We start from the raw sequence: 16,669 nt of genomic DNA on the forward strand, positions 1-16,669 counted from the left end.
GTTGGTGTAGGGGTCGCAGACTTCTTCGGGGGTGGGGCCGCGCAGTTCGCGGATGATCCCGTGCAGCTGGTGAATCAGTGCGTTGAGTGTTTCTTCGCCTTTCGGCGCGAGCGCGTACTTGCCCTTCAGCCCAAGGCACAGGGCGTAGTACATGAACTCCAGGACGTCCTGGTAACGCTTGGGCTCCTGCATCAGGCGGGTAATCACCGTGAAGATTTTTTCCCCACCCCAGGTCTCGTCGTGGAAGATGCTAAGCAGCGGCTCCTGGCTCCAGCAGCTGCTCTTGCCCCAGGGCCGCTCCATAACGGCCTCGTCTATGAACAGGCACAGCCCGTAGGAATACGCCAGCAACTGAGCGGGCTCGTAGCCGTGCTGGCGCATTTCTTCCTGAATGTTGTCGATCTGGTTGCGTACTTGCTGATGCACATCGTCGATGTTTGGCAGCTCGTCCAGTGTACGCAGGCGTATAACCAAGCCGAACAACGGTGATGCGGCATCCAGCATCAGGTTGGCGAAGCCGCCCCGCAGCTGAAATTCCGGGTCAGCGGGGTAGCCTTCGGAAACGGGCTCTGGCTTAGGCGTGCCCGTGGATGCTTGCCCATTGGTTGCCGCAGCCCGCGGGGTGGGTACTGGCTTTTCAAGGGTTGAATCAAGCGCGTTGCATGGAGCGTTGTCTTCATTGGTGGGCGTTTTGTTGTCCTTTCCCATGTCACTCACCCCTGATCGCCCAGAACTGCAGTTCAAGCCCTGGGAAGTCACCCGCAACGTGGATGCCGAAGCCATTCGCCTTGCTCATGCACGCCCATGCCGGGTCGCGTCGGTCCAGCTCGAAGTAGCTGAAGCCCGCATGGAACGGCAGGTCGCGGGGCGCTACCGGTAATGGCAACAAAGGGATGCCGGGCAATTGCAGCGGCACCAGGTCACCCAGTGACTCAAGCGAGGTGATCTTGGCTTTCTGGATGAACATCTGGCGTAACGCCTGGGGTGGCAGGTCGGCGCGCACGGCGAGGATGAAGTCGGCTTCGTCGATCAGCCGGCGGTCTTCCAGCGTGGTCGTCATCACGCCGAAGTCCAGGGTCTCCAGCGGCAGTGAAACAGCGCGCGGCCGCAACACAGTGCTCAGAGACCGACGCAAGGTGTCTTCCAGCGGTTTGAACGAGGTGCGCAGCGCGGTGTGGTGATAGGCGGGGTACTCCTGCGGCAGCCTGTTCTGGTCAGTGAAGGTGACGAATTCGCCGCAGGCCTGGCTCATGCACAGATACAGCTGCTCGGGGTGCGTTTGCGTTTGCCTGGCCAGATGCTGGAAGCATGGCCACCAGCGGTTCATGGCCTGCAGCAGGTTGAAGTCGCGAATGTCGGCGATCCCTGACTGGCCCGAGCCACCAATCCGCGTGGCGAGGCCGCGCGCCCGCTCGCGCAAGGTATTGGTGATTTCGTCAAGGAACCGCTGCAGCGCTGGCACCGCCCGTACCGAAACGCTGGTGGGGTAGAACGCCTCGTCCAGTTGCAGGCTGCCGTCGGGGCGCCGTTCCAGAATACGGGCCAGGGCCAGTCGGGTGTAGGCGCTGCTGTCTTCGGTCTTGCGTTTGAGCTGCAGGTTGGGCACGGCCAGGTCTACCTGTACCAGGTCACCGTCCGCGCTGTGGGTATCCTTGATTTCCTGCGCCTGGGCGGTATAGCGGAAGTTGGCTGCATCGTCAGGCCAGCTCACTTCGCGGCCGCCATCGGTACGCAGCGGCAGGCACAGATACACTTCACTGTCTTTGCAAGCATCGTCGCCGATTTCCAGCGGCGGCGGTGGCGGCAGGTCGGCGGGAATGTCGAACACCGTGCCGTCCGGCATGATGCCTCGCGCTTTGGTGATGGCGACTTTGCCCAGGCTCAGGTACTCGTCGTTCAACTGAAGTTCGCTGAAGCCGTAGAAGGCTGCATTGAGGCTGGCAAGGCGCTGGTGCAGGGCTGCTTCGCTGGCCCTGGTCGCCTGCTGGAAGTGCTGTGGTTTGACGAACAGGCCTTCGGGCCAGAGAACGGGATTGCGTGAACTCATGGGCGCTCCGTGTCAGCGTGAGTAAGCAGGAAGGGCAAAGGGTGTCGAGGCGCCATCAGTCTTCTTCCTTGAGCACGATGTGCGTGTCGTTGACCAGCACGGAGAGCATGATCTGGCGGCCACGCGGCGGAATGCGCAGCACTTGCCGCCAACTGGCGTTTTCATGCCCTCGGTAATCGGCGATCACCGCGACGAAGCGGGTTTCGGCGTGGATGGGCTCGAACGGGATGTACTTGAACTGGCCAGGGCGCAGCAGGTAGTCGTCACTGCGGATGTAGGTACTGCGCAGCGCCTTGGCCGGGTCCTGTTCCAGTAGCTGGTACACGGTGTTGCGCAGCAGTGAATCGTCGCGCAGTTGCAGGATCGTGATGGCAATGGGCGTGGCGACCAGCTCTGAGGCAATGCTTGTGGTGCGCGGCAAGGTCAATGCCACCTGAGGGTCGTCGTAGCTGCCGGGGCTGCTTTCTTCCAGGGGCGAGCGCGCCGGGTCGCTTGCGTCTCCTTCGTCCAGCTCGACGGGAGACATGGCAGGAAATTGCGCTTGCAGGTATTCGAACAGAACCCCGATTTTTTCGGTCAACGCATAGGGGTCGCCAGCACTCAGGGTCACAGCGTAGGGGCTGGGGTCCAGGGCGCGATCCTGTTCGCCTGCGACGTCAAGGCTGTTCGGATTGCCATTGAGGGTAGGGCTGGCATTGATGCTGAATGCGACCTCGGTCGGGTGATCCTTGGGCGGCCCGATGGGCAACGAGTGGTCCATCGCCACCTGGCTCATTCTGCTCAAGGAGGTGCAGCCAGCGGGCCCGACCAGCGCAAGCAGCAGGGGTGCGAGCAGAAGTGGATGAGGCTTCATGGGTATGCTCCTGCAATCAGGCGCTGCAGCGGGCTTTCTTGGAATGCCCCTTCACCTGCTGCTGCGTCCAGCGCTGCCAGAGGGTCCTTCCCCATGCCTGCTTTGAAGACCGAGCAGATCTCGACGGCTGGGTGAGGGGCAGAGTGCTTTGCCGACCAAGCGGGTGCAGGCGCTTCGGCTATCAGGCGGTCGAGCACACTCGGGTCCGGGTTGAACAGGTCCTCCAGCGAGCGCGTGCAGGCCTGATCCTGGGTGTACTGAACCTGTAGCCGATAGGCACCAATGAGAAGCTGGTCACCCTCAACCAGGCGCCTGGGTGGAAGTGGCCCCAGGCTGTTGGCACTGCCATTGAGGTAGGTGCGGTGGCAGTGGTCGATCACACAGAAGCTGCCTTCGATCCAGCGGATTTCGCAGTGGATGGGCGCAACCCTCTGATCGCGGTCATTGATCTGCCAGTTTGCGCGCCCGCTGCCGATGGTGCCGCCCTTGCAATCGAACAGGTGCCGAGCAGTAACGCCGTGCTGTAGTTGGTCGAGGTTGGTGATGCTCAAGGTGACTGTGCTCATGAGCGCCCCCTGAAGCGTACAACCGGCCTGATCTGGCCATGCCGGTCGTCGACGAAGCTGGTCCAGCCCAGGTATGCGCCTTGGCTGCGGTGCAAGCAGAAGGGTGACAACGCACGCTGCTCAAGGCGCAGCTCCAGGTCATAGGCCAGCCCGTCACGCAGTAGAAAGTCGATCAGGGCACGCAAACGGTCGAAGTTGATGCCGCTGGGCAGCAAGTCCCGCAGCTGCGTCTTATCGAGTTCGCTGATCACAATCGTGAACTTGCTGCTGCGGGTGCGCGTGCGGCTGCCAATCATGAACGTGCTGCCCAGCTGGCCGTTGGTCTGCCCCAGCCGTACAAGCTGCCTGGAAGTTGTGGCGACTGATCGCGTCTCGAACTCGCGGATGTGCACATGCTGGAGGTCGAAGCAGTGCGCAATGATGCCCGCCACAGTGCCCGGCGCACGGCTGCGGCTGGCGATCACGCCGGCAAAACTGAGCAGGCGGCTCCAAGGCAGTGCCGTGTCGCCTCGCAACTGTTTGTCGTTAAGCCCCAGCAGGGCAAACATATACTGCGAGAACCCGTCACAGGCACCTGGCCGGAAGCGGATGTAATAGCGGTACTTGCGCCAGATACGGTGCAACAGGCTTAGCAGGTAGTGGTTGAAAAAGTCGAAGAAGGCCGGCCGCACGCCGACGCCATGCGCATGTTCATACGCCACCTGTTCCAGGTAATAGGTGGGCAATGGCGAATCGGTGCCGTGCAAGCCCAGGAACGTGGCAACGATGTGGTAGCGCGCTTCCTCAGCGGGCATCCGCTGGGCTTTGTACACGTCCGAAACAGGGAAGGTCAGCCGTGGGTCGCAGGTCAGGCGCACGCGCAGCCGGGTGGCCTTGTCCGGCCATCGGGGTTCCAGGTCGTCGCCATGCAGCCCGTGCAACCGCTCCAGCAATTCGAAGAAATTGTACTGGTGCGCTTCGCAGAGCAGCTTGTCGGCTAGATCAGCGGTTGCTTGCCGGTCTGGATGGGCCATGTGTAGTGCTCGTTGTTGGTGGTGTTGATCACTTCCAGCTGGTGGAAGGAATTGATGCTGGCGTACAGGGCGAAGAAGTGGGCGAGCACGCAGCTGAACAGGTACAAGTCGCCTTCACAGAGGAAGGCGGTCTGGTCCAGTTTCAGCAGGGTGTGCAGGCCGCGAATGGGTTGCCCCTTGATCAGCCAATCCATGGGCTGCGTATGAATGTCGCGCATACCTTCCAGGCGTTTACGGGTGGTACGAGCCTGCTGGATGTCGTGCAGGGCCATGAAGTCGTAGGCGCGGATCACCGCCTTCAGCGGCTCTACCGAGAGCATGGACAGGTAGTTGAGCGACATGTTGGAGATCAATGCCCACTGCAACTGGCCGTCCAGCACCGGCCGACAGGGGCGGGTGGGTGTACAGAGATTGGTGTAGGTGGCCAGCGGCGGCGTGAGTTCGGTCAGGACGTTGATGTCATCGATGCCCAGCGCCAGCGGTAGGTCCCGATTGGTGCAGGTGAGGTCTATGGACGCGGTTTCCAGCTCGCCTATGTAGCTGTTGGCGTCGGCGCGGACGAAGGCGATGCGGTGGGTCACGCCATCGCCGCGCAGGGACTCTTCCAGCTGGCAGCGGTAGTAGAGCGCGGTGCGCCCCTGAACGTGCTCGATTTCATGGGCAAACGACTCGAAGGGACGGAAGGTTCGAAGGTGCTCACCGATTTGCCCGTCAGCCGTCGTTCGGGTGCTGATCACCTGGTCGACACTGAAGATTTCGTAGCCGTGCGGCTCGGTGCCTTTGGGCTTCAGTGGAACCATGGTGCTTTTGCCGGACAGGTCGATGGGTTCGGCGCTGTGCTGGAACAGGTTGACCGCAGGTGCGCAGAACAGGTTGAAATCGGCTTTGTCGACACGCAGCGAGTCGGGTAGCTGGCGCGTGAAGTGAAATTCGAGGTTTACCTGCTGGCTGTCATGAGCAGGCCAGATCTTTTCCAGCCCGGTAACGCTGAAAAAGTGGAAACGTTGAGGGAACGCGAAGTATTCCTGCAGGATCCGGTAGCCATCAAAGACGTTCTGTGGGTAAGGCAGCAAGGCGTCATTGGGGCTGAACCCCGGGAATGCGATGCTGTTTGCCGGCAGCCGACGAACCTCGTCATTGATGGTCACGTTGACATGCTTGAGGTATTGAGAAACCCACAGGTAAAGCGTGCGGGCGGTACGGGTGTCGCCGCTGAGGTAAAAATCGAGGCTGTTACAGCCCAGGCTGTTCAATGGCCGTTGGACCAAGGTTTGAAGGCCGATGCAGACCACCGAACTGTCGGATGTCCGGGTGGCGGCCACCGTGTCGATCTCGAACGGATGAATGTTGACCGCTGTGCAGGTGCAGAACTCGCAGGCCACGCCGTCTACCGGTTTAGAGAACAGCCTCGACCCCTTTGGGATGTGCTGTGACTGGCTGAGGGATTGCCTCACCGGGCTGAACTTGATGATCGTCGCGCTGGGCAGCGGCCGCAGGTAGTTCGGCCACAGCAACTGCAACATGGGGTGGGTCAGCTCTGGCAAGTCGTCTTCCAGCTTCAGCCGTAGCTTGGCGGTCAGGAACGCAAAGGCTTCCATCAGGCGTTCGACATCGGGGTCGCTGGCACCGTTGCCAAGCAACCGCGCGAGTTGTGGGTTGTCCTTGGCAAAGTCGTTCCCCAGTTCGTGCAGGTACCGCAATTCTTCGCTGAAACTGTCCTTCAGTGACATCGGTCACCTCACTTGCGTGTAGCGGTTGTGCCCATCGACCAGCAGCTCGAGTTGCAACTGCTCTGCGTGGTTGTTGACCTGTACCAGGCAATCCAACTTAAAATGCAGCTCCAGCGGGGCATGGGTATCGGGCACTGCGTTGAGCGTGCGTACCTGTATGCGTGGCTCGAAGCGCTGGAGGGTACGGCGGATATCGGCGCTCACCTGCACAAGCAAGTCGCCGTTGCTTACGTCATGCCTGTTGAAGTCGCGCAGGCCCAGCTCAGGGCTGCTCTGGGAGCACCCCTGGCGGGCATTCAGCAGCGTCTCGAGGTGGCGCTTGATGGCGGCGAACTTGTGGGAGGCGCTCTCCCGTCGGGAGGCCTCCCGGCTGATGCACTGATCCACCGTCAGGCGATCAAAAAGACCACTCATTGCGTATCGAGCCGCCCGACCAGGGAGATCTCGAAGTTCGCGCCCATGTACTTGAAGTGCGGACGTACGGCGAGCGATACCTGGTACCAGCCCGGGTCACCCGCAACATTCGAAACCTCAATACGGGCGGCACGCAATGGCCGGCGGCTACGAACGTCGGCAGACGGGTTCTCCTGGTCGGCGACGTACTGCTTGATCCATTTGTTCAGCTCGGACTCAAGGTCACGGCGCTCTTTCCAACTGCCGATCTGCTCGCGCTGTAGCACCTTGATGTAGTGGGCCAGCCGGTTGACGATGAACAGGTAGGGCAACTGGGTACCCAGCTTGTAGTTGGTCTGTGCCTGTAGCCCCTCAGGGGTTTTCGGGAAATGCTTGGGCTTTTGCACCGAGTTGGCCGAGAAGAACGCGGCATTGTCGCTGTCCTTGCGCATGGTCAGGGCGATAAAGCCCTCTTCGGCCAATTCGAATTCCTTGCGGTCGGATATCAGCACCTCGGTAGGAATCTTGGCCTGCATTTGGCCCAGGGATTCGTACAGGTGAACCGGCAGGTCTTCGACGGCACCGCCCGATTGCGGGCCGATGATGTTCGGGCACCAGCGGTAGCGGGCGAAGCTGTCGTTGATGCAACTGGCTAACAGAAACGCAGAATTGCCCCACAGGTAGTTGTCGTGCTGCCCAGCGATGTCTTCGTTGTAGTTGAAGCTCTCGATCGGTTGTTCCTGCGGGTGGTAAGCGGAGCGAAGCATGAAGCGCGGTCCGGTCAGGGCGACGTGGCGGGCGTCTTCGCTTTCACGAAAAGCGCGCCACTTGGCATGCCGAGGGCCGGCGAAGAGGTCTTTTATTTCCTTGAGGTTAGGCAGTTCCTCGAAGCTGTTCAAATTGAAGAATTCGGGGGCAGGTGCGGCAAGAAAAGGGGCATGAGACATGGCGCCCACGGATGCCATGTAACTTAGCAGCTTGATGTCCGGGGAAGAGGGGCCGAAATTGTAGTTGCCAACCATGGCCGCAACCGGCTCTCCCCCGAATTGGCCATAACCTGCGGTGTAAACATGTTTGTAGATGCCGCTGCAGGTAATGTCCGCAGCATTCTCGAAGTCGTCGAGCAGGTCCTCTTTGGTGACATGCAGGATTTCGAGCTTGATGTTTTCCCTGAAGTCCGTGCGGTCGACCAGAAGTTTCAGGCTGCGCCATGATGATTCAAGCTGCTGGAACTCGGTCTGATGCAAAATGGCATCCATCTGTTTGCCGAGCACTCGGTCGATTTCGGCAATCATCTGGTCGGCCCGGTGCTTGTTTATCATTTGATCCGGGTCATTGCTCTTGAGGATTTCGGCGATGAAGGCAGATACGCCCTGCCTGGCCACCTGGTAACCCTCCTGAGCAGGTACCAGTTTGGTTTCTGCCATGATTTGGTCGAGCAAAGTGGCATTGCTCAACGTGTCGGCCGTTGCGTCTGTGGTAATGGCGGTGCTGCTTGGCTTGGGCATGGGGACGCTCCGTTGTCTCAATCTTTTGCTGGCGCCTCGAGCACCAGGTCCAGTTCTTGGGCGAGCTGTTTACGCGCCTGCTCGTTGTTAAGCAGGTGCTGCAATCGCTTACGGAAGGCCGGGACGTTGCCCAGCGGGCCTTTCAGGGCGACCAGTGCTTCGCGCAGCTGCAGCAGCTTGTTCAGCTCCGGCACCTGGCGCGCTATCCGGTCTGGCCCGAAATCGCTGATGGACCTGAACTGCAGGTGGACCGCCAGCTCGGTATCCGGGGCGGTGCTGAGCCTGGACGGTACCGTCACGTCCAGGCTCACGTTGGCGTCGTTCAACACGCTGTTGAATGTATGTTTATCGATGCGCATGACTTGGCGGTCCTCAAGCGCACGGCTGTCGTCCAGGCCGAAGTCGCCCAGAACCAGCATCTTGTGCGGCAGCTCCACCTCAGCCTGCTCACCGCTGGTCGCGGGCACATACTTGATATTGACGCGTTCTTTTGGCGCCACGGATCCCGTATTTTTAGACATCGGTACGCAACTCCCTGTTGGGTTTTAGGATGTTTAGGTGCAAATTGTGTTTAGTGTTCTCTCGATCTTGTAGGAAGATTCCTACATATAGTTAATTGGTTGGGCTATTTGCCCGTTTTCTATAAAAACCATGCACGGAAGATTGCGCTTTGGTCGAGCGTAAAGGTGTAAGGAAATATTTGTTTGTGTGCATTCGGTTCTGTGTAATAGGCTTCTGCTGGATTTGTTTAAATCGGTCGTGAGGGTGCATAGACATTGCCATTTAGTTGTAGGAAAGTTCTTTGTGCCATATAGGCTATTTGTACTATTCAGAGAGTAAATTCAGGATGATTAACCGCTGTGCATATGGCGCCGGTCTCTCGTTGCTGTTTTGCCTGCAGCCGGTGCTGGCAGGTTCCACGCGGGACTGTCCCCGGATCGTGTCCAACGTCGAGCGACTGGCCTGTTTCGATCAGGCTGCCGGCACCCCGGCGTACATGGCAAAACGGCAGTGGTCTGCACCGGAGCAGCAGGCCCCCACCGTGTTGCGTGTGATGGCAAATGAGGCTGAACGGGCACTGGATGACCTGACGTTTCGCATCGGGAGCCAGACCCAGGACGGAGCAGGCGCACCCGCGCTTGTGATTTCGGCGCCCGCCATCGCATCGGGGGATGAACGTGATTACATGGCGATCAGTTGCATCCAGGCCATCTCCCGGCTACAGCTGATTGCCAGGCGCCCGATCGAAGCAAGCTGGGTCAAGGTACGGCTGACCGGGGAGGGCTGGTCTACCCGTGAAACGCCTTGGCAGGTGATGGAAAACGGCCAAGTGCTTGATGCCGGGCGGGGCCTGCCCGCCATCGAGCAGATCAGGAAACTGATCGGTGCCCAGCGTATCGAGGTTGTAAGTGATCACGGCGATGTAAACGGGCTGACCTTCGATGCGCAGGGCCTGGACCCCTTGATCAGCCGGGCGCGAAGCACGTGTCGGTGGTAGCGCAGGTATTCGGGGAAGAGGTCACTCGGTTGCTCGCGCCGATTGACCCGGCAGTCCCGGCTGGCCTGTTCGATGTCGAGGACGAAACCTATCAGGCCATTGACCAGGAGATGGTCAAGCTGGGTGGGCTGCAGGACGCCTCGATCGACTGGGTCTTCATCGAAGAAGCGTCCTGTCAGTACCTGAGCCAGCAATGCAAGCACTTGCGAATCGTTGCGCACCTGAGTGCCGCCTGGTTGCGTAGCGGCTGCTGGGAGCAATGGGGGGGCACCTTGGCATTGCTGGCCGGCATGCTCGAGTGCTATTGGGAAGCCGCTCATCCCAAGCCCGGACCGAAAGGCGTCCTGGGCAAGCGCAAGCTGGTTGCCCTGGTGATCAATCGCTTGGCCGAGGCGCTACCGCGTCTTGATCGTTTTACCTACACCCCGACCCACGCAGCGGCAGCGCAGGCTGCCTTGAAACGCCTGCAACAACAGGAAGCGGTGCAGTTGGACACGGCTGCACTGGGCGAACTTGAGCGGCTGCTACGCAAGCACTCGGAACTTGCCAACGGTGTCGGCGAGGTTGCTGTGCGCAAAGCGCCGGCTGCAACCGAGAAGCCTGCACCGTTGGCCGATGTCATCGCCACACCCGCGTCACGCATGTCGATGGGCAATGAGCGTGAGACACGGCGGGCCGTGCTGTCCATGGCCGAGCTCATCAACCAGCAGGACCCTTACGACGCTACCGGGTACCAGTTAAGGCGTTTCGGTTTGTGGGCGCACATTAAGGTTGCCCCCCAAGTCAGGCAGGGCAACCGTACAGAATTGATGGCGGTGCCGCTGGATATCACGCGGGTCTATGAAGAGGCCATTGCCAGTAAGGCGGTTGACCCCGTTTTGCTGCAGCGTATTGAAAAGAGCCTGACGGCTTGCCCCTACTGGATTCGTGGCAGCTTTCTGGCTGCGACCGTCGCCACACGGCTGGCGATGTGCGAGGTGGCCGAAGCCATCCGTTGTGCCACCGCCCGGTTTGTACAGCGCATGCCGGCGCTGCAGCAGCTGTGCTTCAGCGACGGCATGGTATTTGTCGACGACCAATGCCTGGCCTGGCTCAAGGGGACCCAAGGGCCGTCTGGCCAAGGTGCAACCCCCCAGGAGTTCAGCGGCCTGCGTGAAGAGCTGGTCAGCCAGCTGGAAACCGCTGGCGTAGAGCCGCTGCTCCTTCGGCTGCAAGGGCTGCAAGCGGGCTTTGGTGCTCCCCGTGAGCGCTGCCACACCACCGTTATTGCAGCCGATCTGCTGGCCGCGCGGGGTGTGTCCTGGCTGGCCCAGGACCTGTGCGCCAGCGTTGCCCGAACCATGCAGCAAACCACCGCCAGTGCGTGGGAGCCCGAGGTATTTCAGCGGCTTCAGCAGTACGCGGCATCCCCAGTGCTGGCAGTTCAAGACAAGGATCAGGAGCCTCGATGAAGCAAATATGGACGCAACTCAAACGCTGGGGCTGGCCGTGGGTAACGCGCATTGGCCAGGCGCTGCCGCTGCTGCTCGGGCTTGGCGCCTTGCTGATGCTGGTTGCTATCTGGTGGCTTGGCCCACACTGGACGTGGCATGAGCAGCAGCCGTTGGCAAGTGTGGCTCATCGCAGCGTGGCAAGCCTGGTACTCGTGCTGGTGCCGCTTCTTTGCTGGCTGTGGGTGCTGCGCACGCGCTTTCGCCGCCTGCAGGCAGAGCGCCGGCAGGCATTGGCCGCCGAACAGGATGTCGCACTACCGTTGGTGCAGGCGCAAGAAAGGGCCTTGAGCCAGGGGCTTGAGCGGTACCTCGACAATGCCGGTGGGCGACGCGCGTTGTACCGGATGCCTTGGTACCTGGTGTTGGGCGATGAACAGTCCGGTAAAAGCAGCTTCATCGACCGCACCGATCAGCGCTTTACCCTGACGCGTATCGACCAGGCCCAGGCACGAGGCCAACAGGCTGAAGCACTGGCCTATCCGGTTGGCTGGTGGGTCAGTGACGATGCTGTGATCATCGACCCGCCCGGTGTTTTCATCAGTCAAAAACCACCGGCGGGCCCGGCGGCCAACGATCCCTCCGAAGCCTCCGCGCCGCCCGGCATCCAGACCCGGTTGTGGGAGCACCTGTTGGGCTGGCTGCAGCGTAACAGAAGCCGGCGGGCGCTTAATGGTGTGTTGCTGGTGGTCGACCTGCCGGCACTGCTGCATGGCACGCCCGAACAGCGCATCGCGCTGGCCCATGGGTTGCGCACACGCCTGTACGAAGTGAGCAGCCAGTTGGGCGCGCGCCTGCCGCTGTACGTGGTACTGACCAAATTCGATCTGCTGGACGGCTTCGACCAGTTCTACAGCAAGCTTCCGCCCGCCAAGCGTGAAAGCCTGTTGGGGTTCACCTTCAAGCTGGATGCGGTTGACGCGTTCGACGCCTGGCTGGATGAGTATGACGAGCACTACGGGCGGCTTCTCATCCAATTGCATGAGCAGGTCATCGATCGGCTGGATGCACTGGGCAAGACAGCGCCGTGCGGGCGCCTGTTCTCACTGCATGCACAGTTGATCGGGTTGCGCCCCATACTGCAGGCATTCCTGCGCGAAACCTTGGCGAGTGACCGGTTCACCACGCCACCCTTGGTACGTGGTGTGTACTGGTCGTCAGTGGTACAGCAAGGCGACATGCGCAATGCCTTTGTCCGTGAAGCGGCACAGCCCTACAAGACCAAGCTCCCCGTGCGTGAAGGTCAAGCACAGGGGAAGGCGTTGGTCTATTTCATCCAGCAAGCATTCAGGCGGGTTATCTACCAGGAAGCCGGGCTGGCGGGCGACAATGTTCGGGTAGCGCGCAGCAAGCGCCATTTGCTGTGGGTGGGCTCTGCTGTAGGGATCCTGGCGTTCAGTATCGGCATTGCCAGCTGGCAGCGTTACTTCGATATCAATGGCGCCAAGGCTGCCAGTGTGCTCGCCAAGAGCCAGGAGTACAGCGGTCATGAAGTCGATATGCGTCTTGATCCGACCGGGCGCAACCTGCTGGAACCACTGGACCAGATTCGCGATGCAGTGGCGGTGTTTGGCGACTATCGTGCGGCCTGGCCGGTGCTTGCCGATTTTGGCTTGTATCAAGGGCGCAACATTGGTCCCTTGGTTGATGAGGCGTACCTCAGCTTGTTGTCGAAACGTTTCTTGCCGGCCTTGGCCAGTGGGGTGATCGATGCCATGAACGCAGCACCAGCTGGCAGCGAGCAACAAATGGCCGCGCTCAGGGTTTACCGGATGATCGAGGACCGCGACAGCCGTCGACCAGCATGGGTCGAGGACTGGATGGCCCGTCAATGGCAACGGGCATTTCCGGGCCAGGGGCAGTTGCAGCGTGATCTCATGCAGCACCTGAAATACGCCTTGGCCTATGCCGATACCGATTTGCCGCAGTACCGCCAGCGGGTCAGCGAAGTGCAGCAGGCGTTGCGCACATTGCCATTGCCACAGCGGGTCTATGCAGGGCTGAAACAACAATCGTACGAGCAGTTGCACCCCGGGCTCGACCTGCGCCACCAGGTAGGGCCTGCGTTCGATGTGGTCTACCAGCCGACTTCCGGGTCCAGGCAAGGCGAGGAGGATGTAAGGTTGGCCGCCATGCTCACTGCCAAAGGCTTCAGGGAATACTTCGAGCCGCACAGCCAGCGGTTCGCTGAAATGGCGATGGTTGATCAATGGGCCTTGGGGGAGCGCAGTCAACTCGACTATTCGGACGCCGACCGCGATGCGCTGACCGAGCGGCTGTATAACCTCTACAGCGCCGACTACATTGACAGCTGGCGGCGCGCCCTGAACGCGTTTACGGTGGCTGACTTCCGTGACCTGGACCATGGTGTCGCGATCCTGGAGCAGTTGACCGGCCCTGCAGCACCTTTACAGCGGCTTCTGGACACGGTCAGGGATAATACCTCGCTTGCGTCTCCAGCAGCTGCAGAATCCCCGGGTGAGCTGGGTACGCTGCGGTCAGCAACCGGAAAACCCGAGCAACAGCAAGCGTTGGCTATCCAGCGGGCGTTTGCAGGCCTGGGCGCCATGCTGCAGGCGACAGGAGAAAAGCCGAGCTACTACGATGAAACCCTTGGCGCTGTTGCGGCCGTGCTGGACTACGCCAAGGCCGTACAGGACAGCCCGGACCGCGGCAAGGCCGCGTTGCAAGCCGTGCACCAGCGCTTAGCGATGACAGGGCAAGACCCGATCGGCACCCTGCAACGTGTTGCCACAGGTTTACCGGAGCCTATCAGCCATCAGATCAGAACGCTCGCCGACCAGACTGCCCAGGTGCTGAACGTTGAAGCACTGCGCGAACTGGAGCGACGTTGGGATGCTGATGTGTACAGTTTCTTCCAGCAACGTCTGGCGGGCCGCTACCCCTTTGTGGTGAAGGCACCCGATGCTTCACTGGATGACTTCGAGGCGTTCTTCGGGCCGAAAGGGCGCCTGCAGCAGTTTAATGATCGGTACCTCAAGGTGTTCCTGAAGGACAACCTTGAGGCCTTGCAGTCCACTCAGCGCGGGCAATCCCTGATTCGGACCGATGTGATCGAGCAGCTCGAGCTGGCGGACCGCATCCGCGAAACATTCTTCGATCAGCGTGGCAAGCTAAGTGTGCAGTTCAGCATCGAGCCCTTGGGGCTCAGTGCGAATCAGCGTACCAGCCTGCTGGACCTGGATGGCCAGTTGATTGCCTACACGCATGGGCCAAGCCATATCACAGGTATTGTCTGGCCCAATACCCTGGGGCAGCAGGTCCGTAGCAGCCTCACCTTGCTAAGGCAAAATGGCAACAGCAGTAGCCTGGAGTACCGTGGCCCGTGGTCTATGTTCCGCTTGCTCAGCCGCGGCGCGCTCAATGGCCGGACGGCGACCAGCGTGGACCTGAGCTTCCGGACCGGAGACGGCGTGATGCGCTATCGGCTTAACGCTGAAAAAGCCTTCAATCCCATTACCCAGCAACCTTTCAAAGGCTTCCGCTTGCCCCGAGGCTTATTGCAACAGCCAGCCAGTGTGGTGCAGGCGGCGCTATGGGATGAGCCGCGACCTTGAACATCGTCAGGGGCAGTTGATTGACTGCACAGGCTTTCGAAGTCTGGGTATGCGCTGGCTGCCCCCGGCCTCTGCTTACTCCACAGCCTCGGCCACGCCCTGATCCTCACCCAGGAACCCGCCACTCTGGTGCTGCCACAACCGTGCATAGGTACCCTGTTTCGCCAACAGTTCGGCATGGGTGCCTTGCTCGATGATGCGCCCTTCATCCATCACGATCAGCCGGTCCATGGCGGCGATCGTCGACAACCGGTGGGCGATGGCGATAACGGTCTTGCCCTGCATCATTTCATCCAGGCTCTCCTGAATGGCCACTTCCACCTCCGAGTCCAGCGCGCTGGTGGCTTCGTCCAGCAGCAGGATCGGTGCGTTCTTCAGCATCACCCGGGCAATTGCAATGCGCTGGCGTTGGCCGCCAGACAGCTTGATGCCGCGCTCACCCACCAGGGTGTCGTAACCGCTGTTGCCCTGACGGTCGCTGAGCTGGCTGATGAAACCGTCGGCCTGGGCACTGGCCGCAGCGGCACGGATCTGTGCTTCGGTAGCATCGGGGCGGCCATAGGCAATGTTGTCGCGAATCGAACGGTGCAACAGCGAGGTGTCCTGAGTGACCATGCCGATGGCGCTGCGCAGGCTGTCTTGCGTGACCTTGGCGACATTCTGCCCGTCGATGCGTATTTCCCCCTTGTCCACGTCGTAGAAGCGCAGCAGCAGGTTGATCAAGGTGGACTTGCCGGCGCCGGAGCGGCCTACCAGCCCGACTTTTTCGCCCGGGCGAATGTGCAGCGTCAGCTCATTGAGCACCTGGCGCTCACCGTTGTAGTTGAAGCTGACCTTGTCGAAACTCACCGCGCCACCCGTGGTTACCAGCGCTTCAGCACCCGGCGCATCCTGCACCTTGGGGCCGCGGGTGAGGGTGGCCATACCGTCCTGCACGGTGCCAATGTTCTCGAACAGCGAGGTAATTTCCCACATGATCCAGTGCGACATACCGTTGACGCGCAAGGCCATGGCGGTGATTGCCGCCACGGCCCCGGTGCCGACCTGGCCCTGGTGCCACAGCCACAGTGCATAGCCACCGGCACCAAAGATCAGCCCCACCACCAGCGCCTGGTTGACGATTTCGAACTGGCTCACCAGGCGCATCTGGCGAAAACCGGTCAGCTTGAAGTCTTCCATGGCTGCGCGCGCAAAGTGCGCTTCGCGGTTGGAGTGCGAAAACAGCTTAACCGTGGTGATGTTGGTATAAGCGTCAGAAACCCGCCCGGTCATTGATGACCGGGCATTGGCCTGCTCCTGCCCAACCTTGCCCAGCCGGGGTACGAAATACAGCATGGCCAAACCGAACAGCACGACCCAGGCAATGAAGGGCAGCATCAGTTTCAGGGCAAAGCCGCCGGCCAGGGCAATGATCGCGATGAAATACACGCCAATCCCGGGCAGGATTTCGATAAGGGTGAACAGCACATCGCGCACTGCCAGCGCCGTCTGCATCACCTTGGTAGTGACCCGGCCAGAAAACTCGTCAGAAAAGAACGACAAGCTCTGGCGCAACATCAGGCGGTGAAAATCCCAACGTAGCCGCAGCGGCAGGTTGATCGCCAGCACCTGGTGCTGAACCATGGTGCGCAGCGCAACCAGCCCGATGCTGACCAGCAGAACGATGCCGATACCCCACAGCACACGGCTTTCCTCGGGGCCAACAGTACCGCCTGCCTGCCAGGACGCGAGCAGGTCGACCACCTGGCCGAGGAACGCGAACAGCCAGGCTTCGTATATCGATACCCCGGCACTGAGCAGTGCCAGCGCCAGGATGTAGCCACGGGCGCCGCGGGTACAAGCCCACATGAAGCGCAACAGGCCCACCGGCGGCGGTGGTACCTCGTCGGGCGGGAAGGGGTCGAGCCGACGTTCAAAGATACGCAGCATGCTTGTCTCCGGAAAACGGTTTTTGCATTGGCCAATGCCCTGCCGGCTTGCCTTTGACGACGTT

13 protein-coding genes are annotated in these 16,669 nt (G+C 60.7%); 3 read left to right on the forward strand and 10 right to left on the reverse strand.

Translation table 11 applies throughout. The features are described 5' to 3' along the window. The 9 genes from icmH to tssB form a co-directional block, all read right to left on the reverse strand. On the reverse strand, nucleotides 1-708 hold a 708-nt coding region (icmH, locus tag LVS58_RS08125; RefSeq protein WP_233690620.1), incomplete at its 3' end, for a type IVB secretion system protein IcmH/DotU. A 1-nt stretch (nucleotide 709) separates the two neighbouring features. After that, entirely contained in the window at nucleotides 710-2,047 is a 1,338-nt protein-coding gene (tssK, locus tag LVS58_RS08130) for a type VI secretion system baseplate subunit TssK (protein WP_233690621.1), read from the reverse strand. A gap of 55 nt (nucleotides 2,048-2,102) precedes the next feature. Continuing rightward, entirely contained in the window at nucleotides 2,103-2,900 is a 798-nt protein-coding gene (gene tssJ / locus LVS58_RS08135) for a type VI secretion system lipoprotein TssJ (protein ID WP_233690622.1), read from the reverse strand. After that, nucleotides 2,897-3,466 carry an FHA domain-containing protein gene (locus LVS58_RS08140; RefSeq protein WP_233690623.1) on the reverse strand — a complete coding sequence of 190 codons (570 nt, stop codon included), beginning with the start codon at nucleotides 3,464-3,466 and terminating at the stop codon, nucleotides 2,897-2,899. Before LVS58_RS08140 ends, tssJ begins: the two co-directional genes overlap by 4 nt. Further along, nucleotides 3,463-4,479 carry a type VI secretion system baseplate subunit TssG gene (gene tssG / locus LVS58_RS08145; protein ID WP_233690624.1) on the reverse strand — a complete coding sequence of 339 codons (1,017 nt, stop codon included), beginning with the start codon at nucleotides 4,477-4,479 and terminating at the stop codon, nucleotides 3,463-3,465. The genes LVS58_RS08140 and tssG overlap by 4 nt, the downstream gene beginning before the upstream one ends. Continuing rightward, entirely contained in the window at nucleotides 4,443-6,209 is a 1,767-nt protein-coding gene (tssF, locus tag LVS58_RS08150) for a type VI secretion system baseplate subunit TssF (RefSeq protein WP_233690625.1), read from the reverse strand. Before tssF ends, tssG begins: the two co-directional genes overlap by 37 nt. A gap of 3 nt (nucleotides 6,210-6,212) precedes the next feature. After that, a complete protein-coding gene (tssE, locus tag LVS58_RS08155; RefSeq protein WP_233690626.1) occupies nucleotides 6,213-6,623 on the reverse strand; it encodes a type VI secretion system baseplate subunit TssE in 411 nt (136 codons plus the stop codon). Beyond that, nucleotides 6,620-8,110: a type VI secretion system contractile sheath large subunit gene (tssC, locus tag LVS58_RS08160; protein WP_233690627.1), complete on the reverse strand. Its 1,491-nt coding sequence runs from the start codon at nucleotides 8,108-8,110 to the stop codon at nucleotides 6,620-6,622. The genes tssE and tssC overlap by 4 nt, the downstream gene beginning before the upstream one ends. 17 nt (nucleotides 8,111-8,127) lie before the next feature. Continuing rightward, nucleotides 8,128-8,631, reverse strand: coding sequence for a type VI secretion system contractile sheath small subunit (gene tssB, locus LVS58_RS08165; protein WP_233690628.1), 504 nt, complete (start codon nucleotides 8,629-8,631; stop codon nucleotides 8,128-8,130). 326 nt (nucleotides 8,632-8,957) lie between these two features. On the opposite strand from tssB, the gene vasI reads away from it, so the two are divergent. Genes vasI through tssM form a run of 3 tightly spaced genes read left to right on the forward strand, consistent with a single transcriptional unit; the run spans nucleotide 8,958 to nucleotide 14,676 of the window. Continuing rightward, complete coding sequence (gene vasI / locus LVS58_RS08170) at nucleotides 8,958-9,608, forward strand: type VI secretion system-associated protein VasI (RefSeq protein ID WP_267954349.1); 651 nt, start codon at nucleotides 8,958-8,960, stop codon at nucleotides 9,606-9,608. Then, nucleotides 9,596-11,059, forward strand: a complete 1,464-nt coding sequence (gene tssA / locus LVS58_RS08175) for a type VI secretion system protein TssA (protein ID WP_233690630.1) — start codon at nucleotides 9,596-9,598, stop codon at nucleotides 11,057-11,059. The genes vasI and tssA overlap by 13 nt, the downstream gene beginning before the upstream one ends. After that, on the forward strand, nucleotides 11,056-14,676 hold the full coding sequence (gene tssM / locus LVS58_RS08180; protein WP_233690631.1) for a type VI secretion system membrane subunit TssM: 3,621 nt from the start codon (nucleotides 11,056-11,058) through the stop codon (nucleotides 14,674-14,676). Before tssA ends, tssM begins: the two co-directional genes overlap by 4 nt. Before the next feature lie 75 nt (nucleotides 14,677-14,751). On the opposite strand, the gene LVS58_RS08185 is transcribed toward tssM, so the two are convergent. After that, a complete protein-coding gene (locus LVS58_RS08185; protein WP_233690632.1) occupies nucleotides 14,752-16,605 on the reverse strand; it encodes an ABC transporter ATP-binding protein in 1,854 nt (617 codons plus the stop codon). Nucleotides 16,606-16,669 lie beyond the last annotated feature (64 nt).

The sequence above is a fragment of the Pseudomonas sp. JR33AA genome, from assembly GCF_021378985.1.
Classification (GTDB): domain Bacteria; phylum Pseudomonadota; class Gammaproteobacteria; order Pseudomonadales; family Pseudomonadaceae; genus Aquipseudomonas; species Aquipseudomonas alloputida.